The sequence below is a fragment of the Variovorax sp. genome (genome assembly GCF_965279555.1).
Taxonomy (GTDB): Bacteria; Pseudomonadota; Gammaproteobacteria; order Burkholderiales; family Burkholderiaceae_C; genus Variovorax.
Window position 1 is genome coordinate 993,662 of the sequence record NZ_OZ257247.1, and the last position, 15,557, is coordinate 1,009,218.

The 15,557-nt window shown below is 68.9% G+C and carries 14 protein-coding genes; all 14 read right to left on the bottom strand.

Annotated elements, in window-relative coordinates:
* Positions 1-60 precede the first annotated feature (60 nt).
* The 14 genes from ACQY8B_RS04880 to ACQY8B_RS04945 all read right to left on the bottom strand — a co-directional run bounded on the left by ACQY8B_RS04880 (position 61) and on the right by ACQY8B_RS04945 (position 15,535).
* Complete coding sequence (locus tag ACQY8B_RS04880; protein ID WP_422085662.1) at positions 61-468, bottom strand: hypothetical protein; 408 nt, start codon at positions 466-468, stop codon at positions 61-63.
* Positions 469-534: 66 nt separating this feature from the next.
* Positions 535-927, bottom strand: coding sequence for a hypothetical protein (locus ACQY8B_RS04885; RefSeq protein ID WP_422085663.1), 393 nt, complete (start codon positions 925-927; stop codon positions 535-537).
* Between the two features lie 124 nt (positions 928-1,051).
* The gene (locus tag ACQY8B_RS04890; protein WP_081271728.1) at positions 1,052-1,324 is read right to left on the bottom strand and encodes a hypothetical protein; all 273 of its coding nucleotides are present in this window, start codon (positions 1,322-1,324) and stop codon (positions 1,052-1,054) included.
* A gap of 80 nt (positions 1,325-1,404) precedes the next feature.
* Positions 1,405-2,796 (bottom strand): hypothetical protein, encoded by a 1,392-nt coding sequence (locus ACQY8B_RS04895; protein ID WP_422085664.1) that lies wholly within the window; start codon positions 2,794-2,796, stop codon positions 1,405-1,407.
* Between the two features lie 54 nt (positions 2,797-2,850).
* Positions 2,851-4,080 carry a type VI secretion system protein TssA gene (gene tssA, locus ACQY8B_RS04900; protein WP_428745004.1) on the bottom strand — a complete coding sequence of 410 codons (1,230 nt, stop codon included), beginning with the start codon at positions 4,078-4,080 and terminating at the stop codon, positions 2,851-2,853.
* On the bottom strand, positions 4,080-8,165 hold the full coding sequence (locus ACQY8B_RS04905; protein ID WP_422085666.1) for a type VI secretion system protein: 4,086 nt from the start codon (positions 8,163-8,165) through the stop codon (positions 4,080-4,082). Before ACQY8B_RS04905 ends, tssA begins: the two co-directional genes overlap by 1 nt.
* A 40-nt stretch (positions 8,166-8,205) precedes the next feature.
* Positions 8,206-8,967, bottom strand: a complete 762-nt coding sequence (locus tag ACQY8B_RS04910) for a DotU family type IV/VI secretion system protein (RefSeq protein ID WP_422085667.1) — start codon at positions 8,965-8,967, stop codon at positions 8,206-8,208.
* Between the two features lie 5 nt (positions 8,968-8,972).
* On the bottom strand, positions 8,973-10,256 hold the full coding sequence (tssK, locus tag ACQY8B_RS04915; RefSeq protein WP_422089152.1) for a type VI secretion system baseplate subunit TssK: 1,284 nt from the start codon (positions 10,254-10,256) through the stop codon (positions 8,973-8,975).
* 65 nt (positions 10,257-10,321) lie between these two features.
* Positions 10,322-10,795, bottom strand: a complete 474-nt coding sequence (locus tag ACQY8B_RS04920) for a hypothetical protein (protein ID WP_422085668.1) — start codon at positions 10,793-10,795, stop codon at positions 10,322-10,324.
* Positions 10,792-12,276, bottom strand: coding sequence for a dicarboxylate/amino acid:cation symporter (locus tag ACQY8B_RS04925; RefSeq protein WP_422085669.1), 1,485 nt, complete (start codon positions 12,274-12,276; stop codon positions 10,792-10,794). The genes ACQY8B_RS04920 and ACQY8B_RS04925 overlap by 4 nt, the downstream gene beginning before the upstream one ends.
* Entirely contained in the window at positions 12,249-12,983 is a 735-nt protein-coding gene (locus tag ACQY8B_RS04930) for an aspartate/glutamate racemase family protein (protein WP_422085670.1), read from the bottom strand. The genes ACQY8B_RS04925 and ACQY8B_RS04930 overlap by 28 nt, the downstream gene beginning before the upstream one ends.
* A gap of 13 nt (positions 12,984-12,996) precedes the next feature.
* Positions 12,997-14,271, bottom strand: a complete 1,275-nt coding sequence (locus ACQY8B_RS04935) for a dicarboxylate/amino acid:cation symporter (RefSeq protein WP_422085671.1) — start codon at positions 14,269-14,271, stop codon at positions 12,997-12,999.
* 26 nt (positions 14,272-14,297) lie between these two features.
* On the bottom strand, positions 14,298-15,296 hold the full coding sequence (locus tag ACQY8B_RS04940; RefSeq protein ID WP_422085672.1) for an ABC transporter substrate-binding protein: 999 nt from the start codon (positions 15,294-15,296) through the stop codon (positions 14,298-14,300).
* A gap of 17 nt (positions 15,297-15,313) precedes the next feature.
* Positions 15,314-15,535 carry a hypothetical protein gene (locus tag ACQY8B_RS04945; RefSeq protein ID WP_422085673.1) on the bottom strand — a complete coding sequence of 74 codons (222 nt, stop codon included), beginning with the start codon at positions 15,533-15,535 and terminating at the stop codon, positions 15,314-15,316.
* Between the last annotated feature and the right edge of the window lie 22 nt (positions 15,536-15,557).

A 15,557-nucleotide genomic window follows, 5' to 3' on the forward strand; every position in this document is an offset into this window, starting at 1 on the left:
CGTGCGGCGCATGTCGGCCCGGCGCGATCGCGCCGAGGACGCGCAGCATGCGCGGGATGCTCAGGGTGCCGGCTTCGGATGCGCGAGGCGGCCCGCCTTGCGCGCATGCCTGCAGGCGCCGGCATGCCTGCGCGCGGATGCCGTGCTTGTGCCCGGCTCCGTGATGGTCGCGAGGGTCGACCGGGCGTAGCTGCCCGCCTCGTCGTGCTCTTGCGCGGTGCAGGTTTCGCTGCCGGCCACCAGCATGCCCGCGACCAGCGCGCCGAACGCCAGCAGGCCCGCCAGCCGCGGCATCCATGCGCTGCGGTGCCAGCCCTGCCGGGCGGTGCGCGCGGCAGGCGCCCGGTTCCATCGCGCTTGCATCGAGCGCCTCTGTGCCTGGCCGGTCGCGGCTGCGGTGGGCAGCGGGCCGCCGAATCGGAGCGCTTGCGAAGCGCCGTGTGTGTCGCGATGCCAGGGGCTGTTCATGGCTGCCATGTTGGGCTTCAAAACGGGAGAAAAATTGGACGGCCGGCGCATCGGTTTTTCGATGCTTCAGTGGTTGAAGCGGCGCGGCCCATGCGGCCAGTCGCCGTTCAGCAGCAGCCCCAGGCCGGTGGCGCGCAACGCCGCGGCCAGGGGGTCGATGAAGAAGCCGCCGACATAGCTGGCCGATTCGGGAAAGGCCTCGGCGCGCGCGACTGTCGGCGCCGGTGCCTGCGCGACAGGTTCCGGATCGCGCTTCGGATCGCGCTCCGGCTGAGCCACGCTGATCCACGCGCCGGGCGGGTCCGCCGTGACCGTCATGTACTCGGCTCCTTCGAACTCGTAGACCAGTGCGTACTTGCCGCCGGGCAGCCAGGTGCTGGACACCACGCGTGCCTGCGATGCCGCGTGCGCCACGCCGCAGGCCATGCCGATGCAAAGCGCAACGGCTGCCAGAGCCATTCGTTGGAAGAGGAGGTTCATGCGATGTGCCCAGGAATCGAGCTTCGCGCTCAGGCTGAAGGTGCGACGATCTCGGAGAAATTTGGGACGCCGGCCCACGGGCCGCAGCGGCACTTTTGGCGTGTCAGTGCCCGTTGCCAGGCGCCGGGACGAGCTCGCGCTGCTTCAGGAAGTCGTAGAGGCTGACGGCCAGCACCTGCGCAATGGGGATCGGCAGCGTGAGCCGCAGCACTGCGGCGCGATTGACGGAGCAACGGTCGGAACTGTGGTCGACGCGGCTGGCATCCAGAGTGATGTGGACGCAGCCCGCATTGACCCAGTAGCCCGAGACTTCGTCCGCGAACACCTGCGGTGCATGCAGGTCGTCGAAGTAGGTGGCTTTGGGAGGCTGGGACATGGTGGGGCCGGAAATTGGAAGCCCCGATGATCGGCAGGGATCTGGTAGAAAAATGGGCTGTTGCCCGAGCGGTGCCGTGGCTAGAGGTCTTCCGGCGGTTTGGGCTCCGGCCTTCTGATCACCGTGCCGAGGACCGATCCATGCACATTCGTGGTCGCCCCGGTGGGCATGGGAGTGCCCTTGGCCCAGGTAACGATCTTGTCGAACTCCGTCTTGGCGAGTTGGAAGTTCGCGGCGTCGACGGGGGCGGGCAAGCGCCTGTTCGCCAGAAAAGTCTTCTGAGGATGAAGGAACGGCTCTCCCGACTTGCGCAGGGGCTGTTTCAGGACGGGGGCGGGCGTGAATTTTGGCTGCGCCCTGAACGGTCTGCCCAGCCGGAAGCCCTGCACCATGCCGGCCAAATGAGCGCCGTTGTTTACTGCATGAGTGGACACATCGCTGGGTTGGTAGCTCTTGGTACTTTCGTTGAGCCAATAGAGCTGCTGCTTGATGCCGGCCGGCCTCTCGACGACTTGGCGCTCGAATCCGGGCACCTTGCCGATCCACTTGGCCATGCGTTCCGCTTGCTGGTTGTGCTTTTCCTCGAGGTAGAGCGTACGAATGCCGAGCAATGCAGGGACTTCGATCATCCCGCTGCGCATGCCGATGATCGAGAGGCCTCCATGTTCCTCGGCCAACAGGCACCACAGGCCAAGTTGCGCGGAGCGCGGATCGATCTTCACATCGGTCCATATATCGGTCCAGTCGGAATCCTTCCAGAATTCGGCCAGCGTGGGTTGGGTACGCAGTCCGATCTTGTCGCCTGCGGCGACGGGAATCACGGAGGATGAGCGCCCGATTTCTTCGTGCAACAGGCGCCAGGTAAGGATCGAGGTGAAGTGATGTGCCTTCTCGGCGGTTCTTGGCCCTTCTTTTGCGAACAGAAATACATAGGCACGCTTCTGCAGAAAGCCTCGTCCCACCAGGAACTTTCGCAAGGCCGGCCGCTTGTCGACGACGCCAGTGCCTACCTTCTTGGGCACCTTGTCCAGCCGCCACAGGGCACGCGTGCTTTTTTGCGTGCCCTGCTCGTCGTTTTCGAAAGCATCTGCAATGACTCCCGTGCCGAAGGTCGCGGAGCGCATGAAGATCGGCCGCGGGATCATTGTCTTCATGAACAGCGGGAGATTTGCGAAGTCTCTTTTGCTGACTTGCCGATAGACGCCCTTCATGCTTTTTTCGCCAGCCTCGTCGGACGAGTCGGACGAGTCGGACGGATTGATGATGCTGATCAGATTCACCCGGTTCGGGCCCACGATGGATTCGTAGAACTTTTGGAGTTCCGTGCCCTGTGTGCCCAACGAGGGGCACGAGAGGATCAATACCCCGAGCCTCGGCTTCAGCCTGAGAGCCGTCGCGATGGAGTTGCGGTCCCCGCTCATGTGGGCCCCCTGCACCATGACTTCGTCGACGTGGGTCTTGCTGAATGGCATGTCGTACCTTTCGTGTGAGCAGTGTCATGAGGGTGGGACGGCGGCCCTGTCTCTTCAGGCTTCCGGCCTCACGCCGATGATCGAAAAAAAGCGGTTCAAGTCCCCGTCCTCGCGCAGCACTTCCTGCATCAACTGCGGCAGCGGCATGCGCCCCCACGCCACCGCGCGATTCACGAGATACGGCGTCGGGCTGTGTGGCTCCTCGCGCATCAGATAGGCGGCGGCCAGCTCTAGCAGCCGATAGGCCTCGGCGCGGCTGCCGATCTGGCCGCTTGCCGCGGCCTGCGGCAGGGACACGACGGCGGCAAGGGGAGGGGTGAAAGAGGTTTCGCTCATGTGGTTGTCGTCCATCGATGTGGCGGGAAGGGCGGATGCGTCGGCTGCCCAGTCAGCCTGCGAAGCCTCTGCCGCCTCGGCGGCCGGTTCCGGTTCTTCTTCGTCACGCGGGTCGCGCCCCTGCAGCAGGCTGCGCACTGCCTGGCGCAGCTGGGCCAGCATGTCGGTCACCTTGGAAAGGCTGGGTGCGCTGGCACCCAGGCGTTCGTCGAGCAGCGCGGCCAGGCCGTCCCAGGCGTCCCAAGCCAGCGCCAGGCGGTCGTCGAGGAAGGCGAGCGCGTACACGTCATAGCCGGCCCGGTCGAGGATGTCCTGTCGTGATGCGACCGCGCCGGCCGAGCCTTCGTCCTGCTTCGCCGCCTTCGCGCGGGCGGATGCGGTGCCGAATTCGGTCGTGATGGCACGCTGCCATTCGCAAAGGTTGATGAAGGGCGGATTCAACTCGGGCCATGGCACCAGCGGCACGCGCATCAGCAGCACCTGCGCCAGCGTGTCGTTCGCCCACACGAACGCCGCAGCCCGCATGTCGGCATCGCCGTCGTCCCCGATGCGCGGATGCACACCTTCCCAGAACTCGCGCACCAGCCCTTCGAGCAGCCGGGCGCCGGCGATCAGCCCGTCGATGCCGTGCCGGTGCAACCAGGCCTCGGTGAGCCATGCGGCCACCTGCAGGTCCTTGCTGCGCCGTTGCAGCAGTTCGGTGCACAGCATCTCGGCGGCGCGCCAGTCGGCCTTCTTGAGCGGACGGGTCCATTCGCCCATGGGCAGGCTGGCGTCTTCCTCGGTGCGGGCCTCGCGGATGCGGCCGTACACCGGGTCGTAGCGCAGCGACGGCCCGGCAGGGCCTTCCGCGGTGTCCATGTCCAGCGGCGCAAGAAATACGGCGAGGTCGGGCGCGAAGCCGTCGAGGGCGGCCTCGGTGTTCAGTGGGGAGAGCAGGGCGGCCATCAGGGGGTGTTCCATTCGGGCGCGCGTGCCGGGAAGGCGGCGGGCCATATCAGGGCGTTCTTCTTGCCGGCAGGGCTGGCCGCGACGCGCAGGAACACGCGCGCGCGTCCGCCGGCGGGCGTCTGGGCGGTGTCGCCGGCCGACTGGGCCACCAGCGGGAACTCGAACTTCAGCAGTTGCGAGCGGCCGTCGGGGCGCTGCAGCGAATCGCCTTCGCGCTGGCGCTGCGCCAGCGTGAGCAGCGCCCACGGGTCGGCAAAGCGGAAGCTCACGCTCTGGCCGTCGGTCAGCAGCGCGGGCTGCTGCGGATCGGCGCGCGCGACCACGGGCGAGTCCTTCGCGATGCGCAGCACCAGCGCCACCGGCATGCCGTATTCCCAGCGCAGCGTGCGCGGCGCGTCGCGCTGCCTGAGCACCTGGTCGCCGACCTCGAAGGACCAGTCGATGATCTTGTTGCCCTCGATCTCGGCCATGGTGTTGACCCGGAAGTCCACGCTCAGGTCGTAGCCCGGCGCGCCGCCCTCGTCGGTCGGGAACAGCGGCAGCAGGAAGTCGCGCGCACGGCTGAACTGGTCGGCGAAGCGGCGCGCCGCAGCCCCCGGCATGGCCGTGGTGCGCACGGCGCCGTCCACGCGGCTTTCCTTCAGCGCGCGCGCCAGCGGATCGAATGCGCGCGACAGGTCGTTCACGTCCGCCGGGTCTGCCAGGTCGAAGGCGCGCGCTGTGGTGGCCGCGCCGAAAGGATGCCGCCCCGCCAGCGAGCGGTTGAAGCGCGTGGAGAACTGCGTCCACAGCTCCTGCTGGTCGCCGTACTGCAGCTCGTAGCAGCGCGCGAGCAGTGCGCTGTAGATCTGCTGGTGGCGGTCGGCAAAGTAGTCGCCGATGCGCGCCGCCGGCGCCTTGCCGGCCAGCTTGGCGGCGCAGGTCTCGCGGTCGATCTCGGCGCCGGTGGTGCCCAGGAACTGCTCGAGCAGCAGCAGGCTGCTGTTCGGGTTCTTCAGCCGGTAGCGCTCCAGGTCGCGGTTGATGGCCTGCCAGCGCTGCGCGAGCACCGAGCCCGCACCCGCGCCGTCGAGCGCCGCGATGTAGCCGTCGGCCAGCTTGCCCAGCGTTTCGGTGCGGTTGAACTGCTGGCCCAGGTAGGCCGCGAGCGAGCCGGTGTCCGATACGCCGAAGGCCACCAGCATCGGCCCGCGTTCGCCGCGCCAGCCCTGGAAGTCGCGTCCGCGCATGGCGTACAGCTCCGACTGGTTGAACGCCTCGTCCACGGCTTCGAGGCGTTGCAGCGCGTCGCGCGACACCAGCGCGCGCAGGTCTTCGGCGCGCGGGCCGGCACCCAGTTCGTACAGCAGCGCCTGGATCTTGGCGAGCCGCTGGCGCGAGGCTTCGTAGGCGACTGCCTGCGTGTCGGTGGCCATCAGCGCGGTCGACGTAGGGCGCATGCCGTCATTGGCGCCGGTCGCGGCCTCTGCCACCTGGTCGACCACCAGTTGCGCGAAGTGCGCGTTCAGCGCGCTCTCCACGGCCGGGCGCACCGTCGGCGGGAAGGCCGTCATGCCCTCGGCCATGTAGCGCTTGCGGATGTCGCCAACCGCCAGCGCCTGGTCGAGGCGCGGCAGGTCCCATGCGGCCGTTGCACGCAGGCCCGCGCCCGGCAGTTCGCGGTCGCGCGCGGCGGCCATGAAGGGCTGCGCCAGCAGCGCGGTGAGCGCGTCGCGCAGCGCGATGCGTTCGGGCGCCAGCACGAAGCGGCCGTCCTTGTCCTGCCACAGCAGGCCGGGCTGCGCGCCGCCGAAGCGCAGGTTGAACTCGGCGCGGAATTTCTGGAAGGCGTCTTGCGCATGGCCGCGCACCGCATCGGCCGACTCCTGCCCCAGCAGCCGGTTCTGTTCGATGCGCGCGATGGTGCGGTCGTAGGAGGCGCCCAGCACCAGCACCGGCTGGCGCATCCAGCCGCCCTTGCCCGAGGCCACCAGGTCTTCCTGGTCCTTGATGGCGCCGATCACTTCGCGGTAGCTGGCCGTGGTGCGCGCGAAGGTGCCGTTGCCGGCGAGCGAAGGCATCAGCCGCGCCAGCGTCTGTTCGGATACCAACAGTTCGTTGTTCGCGAACAGCCGTGCATCGAGCTGTGCCGTGCCCTTGTCGAGCGCGCAGCGCAGCGCCGACTGCACCGGCACCAGCGGAATCGACAGCGCATTGCCCTCGGCCGCCTGGCGGAAGTAGCGCAGGTTGCGGCTCAGGTCGGCGGGCAGTTCGGCGCCCAGCGCATAGCGCACTGCCACGCGCAGGTCCTCGGGGTTGCCGGTGGACGGCTGGCGCAGTCGTTCCACCGCCTGCAGCGCGGCGTCGAGTTGCTCGGCCGAACCCAGGTAGCGCTGCAGCGCGCCGAACTCGGGCTGGTCTTCCACCAGCAGGCCGTTCTTGCGCGGCGCGTCGCCGATGGTCTTGAAGCTCGGCGGCAGGCCGCAGCTCGCGCCGACGATGAATTCGCCGGTCGCCTCGTCCTGCTCCACGCCGCTCAACTGGCTCACGCGGGCCATCAGCTCGCGCCGCAGCGTGCTCACCGCGATGTCGCCGAACTCGCGCTCGATGCGCTCGATCACCCGCTCGTTCAGGTCGTCGAAGGGCCGCCATGAGCCCGGCATGAAGAACGAGTAAGTGCCGTCGGTGCGCAGCCGCTCGTTCATGGCCAGCAGCGACAGCGCCTTGTTGCGGTACCACGCGGTGGGAATGGCCTCGCCGCGCTGCTGCGCGCGCATGCGGTATTGCGCGTCGTGCTGCAGCTGCGAAAGCGCCGACACCAGCGTGCTGTTGTGACGGTGCAGCTGCCAAGTGGCCACCACCAGGCCGATGCCCCAGCCGCCGAGGAAGATCACCGCCGTCCAGCGCAGCGCGCGGTGCAGCACCGGGCGCGCCAGGGTCTGCGTGCGCGACGGCCGGGTGAGGCCGTATTCGAGAAAGATCTTCTTCTCGAACAGGTCGCGCAGGAATGCCGGCTGGCGCATCAGCTGCGCGATCAGGTCGCCGCCGATGGGCTCCAGGTCCTTGCGGCCGTAGGCGTCGTGCTCGGCGTCGATGGCGGCCACGGCCTGCGCCGATTCGCCGGCGTCGCCGGTCAGGTAGATGCCGCGGAAGAAGAAGGGCTCGTGATAGGCGCTCGGGCGCATCAGCTCGTCGACGTAAAGCTGCAGCTGGCCGCGCAGCGCCTCGATGCGCGAAGGCAGCAGCAACTGCGGGCCGGCGCCCTGCGGCGCCGTGTCGGTGGCGAAGAGTTCGGCCGACACGTCGGACACCGAGCGCACCACCGTGCCCACGGCCTCGTCGACCCAGCCCGGCTGGTAGGTGGTCGACAGGTCGTAGGGCGACGACCAGCCGAGCATGCTCGCGCGCAGCGGCTCGGGCAGCGCGCGCGCGAAGGCGCTGAAGCCTTCGAGCTGCTCCGCGCCGGTGATCAGCACATACACCGCGAAGCGCATCGCGAAGCGGTTCTGCGCGAGCCACAGGCGGCGGTGCGCGAGCTTGGCGCGCTTGGAGAGCTCGAGCCGCCCGTCGGTGCTGTCGTCCAGCAGCAGCGCCGCCGGAATGGTGATGACCACCGAGTCGAACGGCCGCTGCGGCCGGTAGGCCCGGCACATGCCCAGGAACTCGTCCCAGGGCTTCTCGGAGGCATCGTCGTCGTCGGGTGAGCCGAGGTAGGCGCCCTGGATGTCGATGACCACGCCGCGGTCGAAGAAGTGCCACGAGATGCCCTGCGTGGCCGCGGCCGAGGCCGACTCGGTGCTCAGCGCGCTGGCCACGCCCGACTGCTCGATGGGCAGCTGGCGGTGGTCGTCACCCTCGTTGAGCAGCATGATCCACGGAATGCCGTAGCGGTCGGCGCGCGAGGCGATGTTGCCTTCGATCAGCTCCACCGCCTGGCGGAATGAACTGCGCAGCGAGTCGAAGCGGATGCGCGCGACCTTCGGGTCGCTCGACGGCTTGGCGTGCGAACGCCGCGCGGCAAAGTACAGCACCATGCCGAGCACGAGCAGCACCACCAGAGTCAGCACCGCGATGGAAATGAGAAAGAGCTGGTCCGTCAGCATGGCGACGACCTCCGGGGGCTCGTGGATGGGCGCATGTCGTTCATCGCTGCCAGGCCCCCGATGCATCGACCGCGCCCGGCTGCAGCACCTGCCGCACCGGCCACGACTGCCACAGCCACAGCAGCTCCGACACCGCCAGCAGCGTGGCGGCGCTCAGCAGGAACAGCACCGTCCAGCGGCTGAGCGTGGGCAGCTTGCGCGGCGCGATGTGCGAGAGCGTGCTGGCATAGGCCCGCTCCGACACCACGCGGTCGCGGCCCGAGAAATCGGCCGGCCGCTGGTAGACGAACTGGAACAGCTCCTCGCGGTAGCCGAGCAGCCGCGCTTCCTCGCTGCCGCCGCGGTATTTGCCCTGGAAGCCCAGCGCCAGCGCAAAGAGATACAGCCGCGCGATGTCTCGCTTGGAGGGCTCGCGGCCCGACAGCAGTTCTTCGATGCGGCTGAACACCAGGTCGCCCGCGATGTTGGTGCGGAAGAGGGAAGACTCCAGCAGGTGCGCGGTCCAGCGTTCACGGCCGAGCCACGGCGTGTGAAGCAGGATCTCGTCGGCCAGCGCGGCCTTCAGGTAGCGCGCGTCGGCCACGTTTTCCAGCTCGAAGCGGGTGCTGTCGCGGCGCGATTCCAGCGACTGCAGCTCCAGCAGGTTTTCCAGGTGGCGGGCCAGTGCCTGCGCCACCAGGTCGGGGTCGGTCTCGCGCGAATCGGCGGTGCGGTCGCGGGCCTTCACGATCTCGTCGTAGAAGGCGCGGAACTGCTTGGTGATGTGGTCGTCGACCGCAAGGTCGGGAAGGGTGCGTGCCATGGTGGTCAGTCCTTGATGAACAGCACGACTTCCTGCGGAGGCTGCGCGGTGGCGCCTTCGTTGGCGTTGGCGATCACCAGCAGTTCGCCGGGCACGGTCAGCGCCGCGCTGGTCTGGATGGCATAGAGCAGGTAGCCCGAGCCGGGGCGCAGGCCCAGCTCGTCGGCCGATTCGATGGAGCGGCGCACCGCGCCCAGCACGCGGCGTTCGCGCAGCGACGGATAGGCCGACTGCGAGCCGACGATGGCGCTGTCCATCCAGGCCAGCAGGTCCTTGTCCGACTGGCCGCGCAGGCCGACCACGATGCGCGCACCCGACAGCCACTGCGGCTGCAGCGTGGTCTCGAAGGCGCCGTGGCGGAAATCGAACTTGTGCTCGCGGTACTCCTGGCTCACTTCGGACACCGCGTCGCGCAGCGCCAGCAGCAGCGGCTGGAACACGAGCGAAGGGTTGGCATGGTCGTAGTCCATCGGCACCGACGGCAGTCCGCCGGGCCGCAGCAGGCTCAGCGAGGCCAGCAGCGCGCACAGCGACCAATACATCGGCAGCGGATGCAGGTGCGGCGTGCGCAGCACGGCTTCCGCATGCGGCAGGCCCGACAAGAGGCTGCGCAGCCGGTCTTTCAGCTCCAGGTGCGCGAGCCGGTCGTCCACGCGCGAGGAAGGCACGGCCGTCTGCTTCGCCACGAAGGCGGCCTTGCCGCGCAACTGGCCCAGCAGGCCGGAAGCCGCTGTCCACAGCGGGTTGTCGCGTGCCACTTCCAGCAGCGGCGGCTGCGCGTCGCCGAGCTTCACCACCTCGTTGTCCTTGAAGACCTGGCCCAGCCGCAGGTGCACGTGCGTGCCGGGCGGCACAGCGCCCGCGCTCAGCGCCAGGCGCGGCAGCATGCGCGGAATGTTCGCGGGCTCGGCGTCGGACACGGCATCTTCCACCGGCGCGCCGGCCACCGAGCGAAAGCGCACGGTCGCGGAGCGGTGCCGTGCGGGCGCGGTCACGGGCAGCGTGAGGTAGATGTCGAGCGGCTCGTTGGCCAGCTGCTCCTGGTGCGGCGCGAGCGAAAGCTCGAGCACGCCGTGCGTGGCTTCGGCGGCCGAGTACTGCACGGCGGTGCCGTCCGGCAGGATGGCTTCTAGCGCGAGCACGCGCAGCATGCCGGCGGGCAGCAGGCCGTGGTCGAACACCAGCCGGCGCACGCCCCAGCTGAAGGGCGCGGCGGCCAGCGTCTGCCAGGCCACGAGGGAATCCATGCGCGCGGAAAACTGCTGGAAGTGCTGCGGCGACAGCAGCATGCCTTCATGCCACTCGACGCGGTCGGTGATGGGGACGGTGTTCACTGTTGAGAGGTCCGGGTTGCTCAACGCGTGGTCGACACGTCGAAGCTTTGGATGTCGAAGCGGGCGATGACGGCGCCCTTGAGGTCTTCCACCCGCACGCGGTTGGCGCCGGGCGTGGTGTAGTTCGCGAAGACGAGCACGGCCGCCACGCGCGGCGAGCCGATGGCGCTGGCAGGCACGCGAATCGTCTGGCCCGGCACCAGCTCCCAGGAGAGGTACGACAGGCTCTGCGGGAAGGTCTTCTGCAGGTCGGCGCGCGCGCCGAACCACTTGGCGGCGGTGAGTTCGGTGACGCGGGCGAGCATGGCCTCGTCCAGCACCATCACCACGTCGACCGCCACCGGGCTGTTCTGGTTGGCGTTGGGCGCGGCAGACAGCGTGAGTTCGCTCCAGTCCACGCGCGTGCCCTTGGGAAAGAGGCTGCCGCATGCGGCCAGCTGCGCGAGCAGCAGCGCGGCGGCGATCCATCTGAAAAGAGTCGAAGTCCGGTTCATCGCGAAATTCCAGGGTTCGCCGCGGCGGAAGTCGCGTATGCGGCGGAGGGCTGCACGGCCTGCCGCGCACCCACGGCAATGCCCATCAGCAGGATCAGCAGGGAAGCCAGCACGCTGCAGCCCGCCAGCAGATAGACGTTGCCGCGCGTGAGCACGAAGCGCAGCGGCTGCGCGGGCGCCGCGTGGGCGGCGGGCGCGGCCACGCGCTCCGACGGCAGGCCGGCCGACACGATGGCGATCAGCGCGCAACTGGCCAGCAGCGTCAGCAGATTGCGCGGGCCTTCGCAGATCAGGTCGATGGCCAGGAACAGCGCCAGCGCCGCCTCGATGGGCAACTGCAGCAGCGACAGCACGATGCCCGCGTAGCCCACGTTGGTCAGGCTGTTGTTGCCGGCCGAGGCAAAGGCCGCCACCGTGGCGCCGGTGCCGATCATTCCGATGTCGGCCGCGCTCAGCGTGCGGTCGTACAGATTGGCCACGAACAGCGCCAGCAGCACGTAGTAGAGCGCCGAGCCCGCGCGCAGGAACACCGAGGCGGTGGGCACCACCAGCTCCACGATGCCGCGGCTGAAGCCCAGGCGCGCGCTCATCGCCTCGATGGTGTGCGGAATGCTGGCGGTGGTGCTCGACGACACAAGGCTCACCAGCATCGGCGTCTTCAGGTGCTGCAGCACCTCGACCAGCGGCTGGTTGCCGCGCCGGTGGATCACCGCGATGGCGGCCATGCCCAGCAGCGCCACCAGCACCACGAAGTGCAGCAGGAAGCCGCTCATGGCGCGGATCGTCACCGCGTCGGTCTGCGAGAACACATGCGCCGACATGCCGAAGGCCACCACCGGCAGCAGGATGTTGGCGCGCGCGATGATGAGTTCGAGCGTGCGGTAGATGCCCTCGAACATGTGGTTGAGCGCGTTGTGCTGCGTGCGCGCCAGCGCCGCGAAGGCCAGGCCGAACAGCAGCGCGCACGACAGGATGCCCAGCGAGCGCCCCTCCACCAGCACGCGGAAGAAGTTGTCGGGCAGCAGCGTGGCGCGCGGGCGCTCCACCGGCGTGGCCTGCACGCCGCTGTCGTACAGCCGCATTTCCATGTCGCCGCCGTCGCCGGCCTTCTGCACCAGTTCGCCGAGGTGCTCGCGCAGGTCGGCGTCGAGATGCGCGCCCGGCGATTTGACCCAGCCCAGCGCCAGGCCCGTGCCCGCGCAGCTCGCCACCAGCAGCAGCGCCAGGCCCGCGATCATGGCGATGCGCCGCCCCGGAAAGGGCAGCCCCATGGTCTGGCGCAGGCCGAAGAAGGTGGCCACCACCAGCAGCGGAATGGCCGCCATGCTCACGATCGACAGGTACACCTGCGCCGCCGTGTACGCCACGTCGCCCAGGGCGGGCACGTAGATGCCCGCGACGCCGCCTGCCGCCATGCACAGCAGCAGGGCGAGCAGGCTGTGGGACATGCGCGTCAGGAAACCCATGTCGGCTTGTTCCATCCCTTGTCGAGCGCGAAGGCTACGGTGGCGCGGGCCAGCTCCAGCGAGCTGTCGATCAGGGTGAGGGCGCTGTGCTCGGCGGCATGCGCGGCATGGGCTGCGATGGGCAGCTCGGTGCAACCCATGATCACCGCCGTGGCACCGGTGGCGGCCAGTGCTTCCAGCGCCAGCTCGAAGGCGGCCGCGCCGGCCTGCACGTCGCCGGCCTTCACGGCGCGGATGCAGGCGTCCACATGGTCCTGGCCGGTCGCGGCGTCGGGCACGAGGAAGTCGATGCCGCGCTCGCGCAGCGCCTCCTGGTAGAAGCCCGAGGCCAGCGCGCCGCGCGTGGCGAGCACCGCCACCCGCACCGCCCGGCCGGCCGGCGCCGTGGCGATGGCGGCCACGCACGACTGCGCGATGTGGATCACCGGCGCCCGGCTGTGCGCCACCATCTGCGCATACCAGTGGTGCGACGAGTTGCAGGGAATCGCGACCACGCCCACGCCGATGCTGTTGAGCACGTCGATGCCCGCGAGCAGCGCGGCCAGCGGGTCGGGCCCGGTGCCCAGAATGGCGCTGGAGCGGTCGGGCACGTGCGGCAGGTTGGCCACGATCACCGGCAGGTGCTCCTGGTCGCGCGTGGCGGGCGTGAGCTGGATGATCTTTTCCATGAAGTCCACCGTGGCCGATGGACCCATGCCGCCTAGAACGCCGATGCGTGACATGAGGCCGTGCTCCCTAGATCTTCAACGGCCGGGGGCACACCACCGCCACGGCCGCGGTGTTGCCGATGACCAGCACCAGCGTGCGCAGCATGTCGCACACCGGGTCCACCGCCAGGAACAGGATGAACGCCGCCTCGAAGGGCAGGCCCAGGTAGGTGCAGGTCATGCCGATGAGCGACACCGTCACCAGCCCCGTCATGCCCGCCGAGGCAAAGCCCGCGAGCACCGACGAGGTGAGCACGATGCCGATTTCCACCGGAGACAGCGAGCGCCCGTAGATCTGCGCGATGAAGAGCGTGGCGCACACGTAGTACACGACCGGCCCGATGCGCAGCAGCGACACCGTGAGCGGCACCAGCAGCTCCACCCGCGAGCGCGCGAAGCCCAGCCGCGTGACCAGGCTCTCGATCATGATCGGCATGCAGGTGGCGCTGCTGCGCGTGGCCAGCGCCAGCGCGAAGGGGCCGCGCAGCGCATTGAGCGTCTGCCCCAGCGTGCCGTTGGAGCGCTTCCAGATGATCACCGCGGCCACCACCAGCAGCAGCACCGACACCACCAGGAAGGCCACCACGAAGGCGCCCATCGCCTTCAGCGGCTCAATGCCCGTCTTGCCAAGCTGCGCCGCGCTCATGCAGAACAGCACCACCGGCAGCGGAAAGCTCAGCCAGCGCATCAGCGTCTGGCAGGCGTGGTAGACCGTCTCCAGCGCCTGCGTCAGGCCGTCGGAGATGCGCGTGGGCACATGCCCCACCGCCAGGCCGAACAGCAGCGCGAACACCAGCGTCTTCAGCGTGTCGCCGTTGGCCAGCGCCGAGAAGATATTGGCCGGCACCAGGCTCACCAGCAGGTCGGCGAAGCTGGCGGTCTTCTTCACTTCGTCCACGCCGCGCAGGTTCATGGCCGTGTCGCTGGCGCTCAGGTCGCCGCCGACGATCTGGCCGAAGGTCTGCATGGTGGTGCTCGGCAGGTTCTCGCCGGGGCGAAGAATCAGCAGCGTGGCAGCGCCGGCAATGGCCACGAAGGCCGAGAACGCCAGGAACACCAGCGCCACGCGCCCCAGCAGGCTGGCGGTGCCGCCGTCGCGGAACAGCCGCTGCAGGCTGAAGATCACGGCCGAGACCATGAAGGGCAGCGTGATCATCTTCAGCAGGTCGACGTAGATGTCGCCCACGAAGCCCAGCGTGGTTGCCAGCGCGGGCGCGAGCATGCCGAAGGCGACGCCTGCGCCCAGGCTGATGATCACGACCCAGGGGTTGAGGACGAAGGCGTAGAACTTGGAGGAATTCATGATGGGTGCGAGTGCGTTGCGGCGGCTCAGCGGTCGAGCGCCTGCAGCACTTTCTGGATGTCCAGCTTTTCTGTGCGCTGGGCGAGGAACTGGTTGACGTAGGCCAGCAGGGTGGTGTCGGTCACGGCCACGCCGATGCCCAGCGTGTCTTCCAGGTCCTTCAGCGTGACGGTGCGCAGCACCAGCGACACGGTCGGGTCGGCCTTGAGCACGCGCTTGACCTCGAACTCGTCGCGGTAGGCGCTCACGATCTCGCCCTTGTACAGGGCCGCGAGCACCTCGTTCCAGGTCGCGAACTCCTGAATCTTGGCATGCGGGAAGTTGGTGCGCGCGTAGTCCGCGAAGGACGATTTCGCGATCACGCCGATGCTGCCGTCGAAGTTGCGGATGACCTCCGGAAGCGGCCGCCCGCGCGAGAGCTGCGCGAACTTCACACGGTTCAGGATCAGCGAGTGGTTCAGCGTGAGGTAAGCGTCGCTGAAAGCGATGGTCTGCGTGCGCGCGAGCGTGCGAGAGAGCTTGCTGATGGCCAGGTCGGCCTGGCCGTTGGCCAGCAGATCGACCACCGCGTTGAAGGTGCCGGCGTCGCGGTTGAAGCGCAGCTTGACGCCCAGCTCCTTGGCCAGCGACTGCGCCAGGCCCACTTCGAGCCCGGTCCACTGGCCGCTGTCGTCGAAGAAGAAGAACGGCGGCGTGTCGACCTTGAGCATGGCGACCACCAGTTCGCCGCGCATCACGATGCGCGCGATGTCGGGCGCCAGCAGCCGGCCGTCGGGCACGCGCACGAGGCCGTTGGTGAGCACCGGCGCGGGGGGCGCGGCTGGCGCGTCGGCCGCGGGCGCCGCAGGCGCCGCCACCGGCGCTGCAACTGCCGCAGCGGTGAGCACGCCCTGCGCCACGGGGCGTTCGCCCGCGGCGCCGGCGGCGCTGCTCGCGCAGAGCCCGGCGAACGCCAGCAAGGCGGGAAGGGCAAGGCGCCGCAGCGCGACGTGCATGCCCGTGAGTTGTCGTGTGTTGTTCGACATGCTTGGAATCACTTTGGTCATTGGGTGGGGGCGGCGGGAGCCGGCGCGGGCGAAGGCGAGGAAGAAGGCAGTGGCGCGGGCGCCGCGAGGGCGGCAGCAGCGGGAGCGGAAGCGGGCGCAGGCGCCAGCAGCTTGCCGATCTCGATGCCCATCAGGAACAGGAGGACGCACAGCAGCACCAGGCAGACCGCCGTGATGGCGACCATGCGGGAGCTCATCGTGAAAACGTATTGCGACATGGGGTGGGGCAGAGATAAGCAG

Bases quoted from the DNA above. Each gene is read 5' to 3' on its own strand.
- ACQY8B_RS04880 (WP_422085662.1), bottom strand. From the start codon at position 468: ATGAACAGCCCCTGGCATCGCGACACACACGGCGCTTCGCAAGCGCTC.
- ACQY8B_RS04885 (WP_422085663.1), bottom strand. From the start codon at position 927: ATGGCTCTGGCAGCCGTTGCGCTTTGCATCGGCATGGCCTGCGGCGTG.
- ACQY8B_RS04890 (WP_081271728.1), bottom strand. From the start codon at position 1,324: ATGTCCCAGCCTCCCAAAGCCACCTACTTCGACGACCTGCATGCACCG.
- ACQY8B_RS04895 (WP_422085664.1), bottom strand. From the start codon at position 2,796: ATGCCATTCAGCAAGACCCACGTCGACGAAGTCATGGTGCAGGGGGCC.
- tssA (WP_428745004.1), bottom strand. From the start codon at position 4,080: ATGGCCGCCCTGCTCTCCCCACTGAACACCGAGGCCGCCCTCGACGGC.
- ACQY8B_RS04905 (WP_422085666.1), bottom strand. From the start codon at position 8,165: ATGCTGACGGACCAGCTCTTTCTCATTTCCATCGCGGTGCTGACTCTG.
- ACQY8B_RS04910 (WP_422085667.1), bottom strand. From the start codon at position 8,967: ATGGCACGCACCCTTCCCGACCTTGCGGTCGACGACCACATCACCAAG.
- tssK (WP_422089152.1), bottom strand. From the start codon at position 10,256: ATGCTGCTGTCGCCGCAGCACTTCCAGCAGTTTTCCGCGCGCATGGAT.
- ACQY8B_RS04920 (WP_422085668.1), bottom strand. From the start codon at position 10,795: ATGAACCGGACTTCGACTCTTTTCAGATGGATCGCCGCCGCGCTGCTG.
- ACQY8B_RS04925 (WP_422085669.1), bottom strand. From the start codon at position 12,276: ATGGAACAAGCCGACATGGGTTTCCTGACGCGCATGTCCCACAGCCTG.
- ACQY8B_RS04930 (WP_422085670.1), bottom strand. From the start codon at position 12,983: ATGTCACGCATCGGCGTTCTAGGCGGCATGGGTCCATCGGCCACGGTG.
- ACQY8B_RS04935 (WP_422085671.1), bottom strand. From the start codon at position 14,271: ATGAATTCCTCCAAGTTCTACGCCTTCGTCCTCAACCCCTGGGTCGTG.
- ACQY8B_RS04940 (WP_422085672.1), bottom strand. From the start codon at position 15,296: ATGTCGAACAACACACGACAACTCACGGGCATGCACGTCGCGCTGCGG.
- ACQY8B_RS04945 (WP_422085673.1), bottom strand. From the start codon at position 15,535: ATGTCGCAATACGTTTTCACGATGAGCTCCCGCATGGTCGCCATCACG.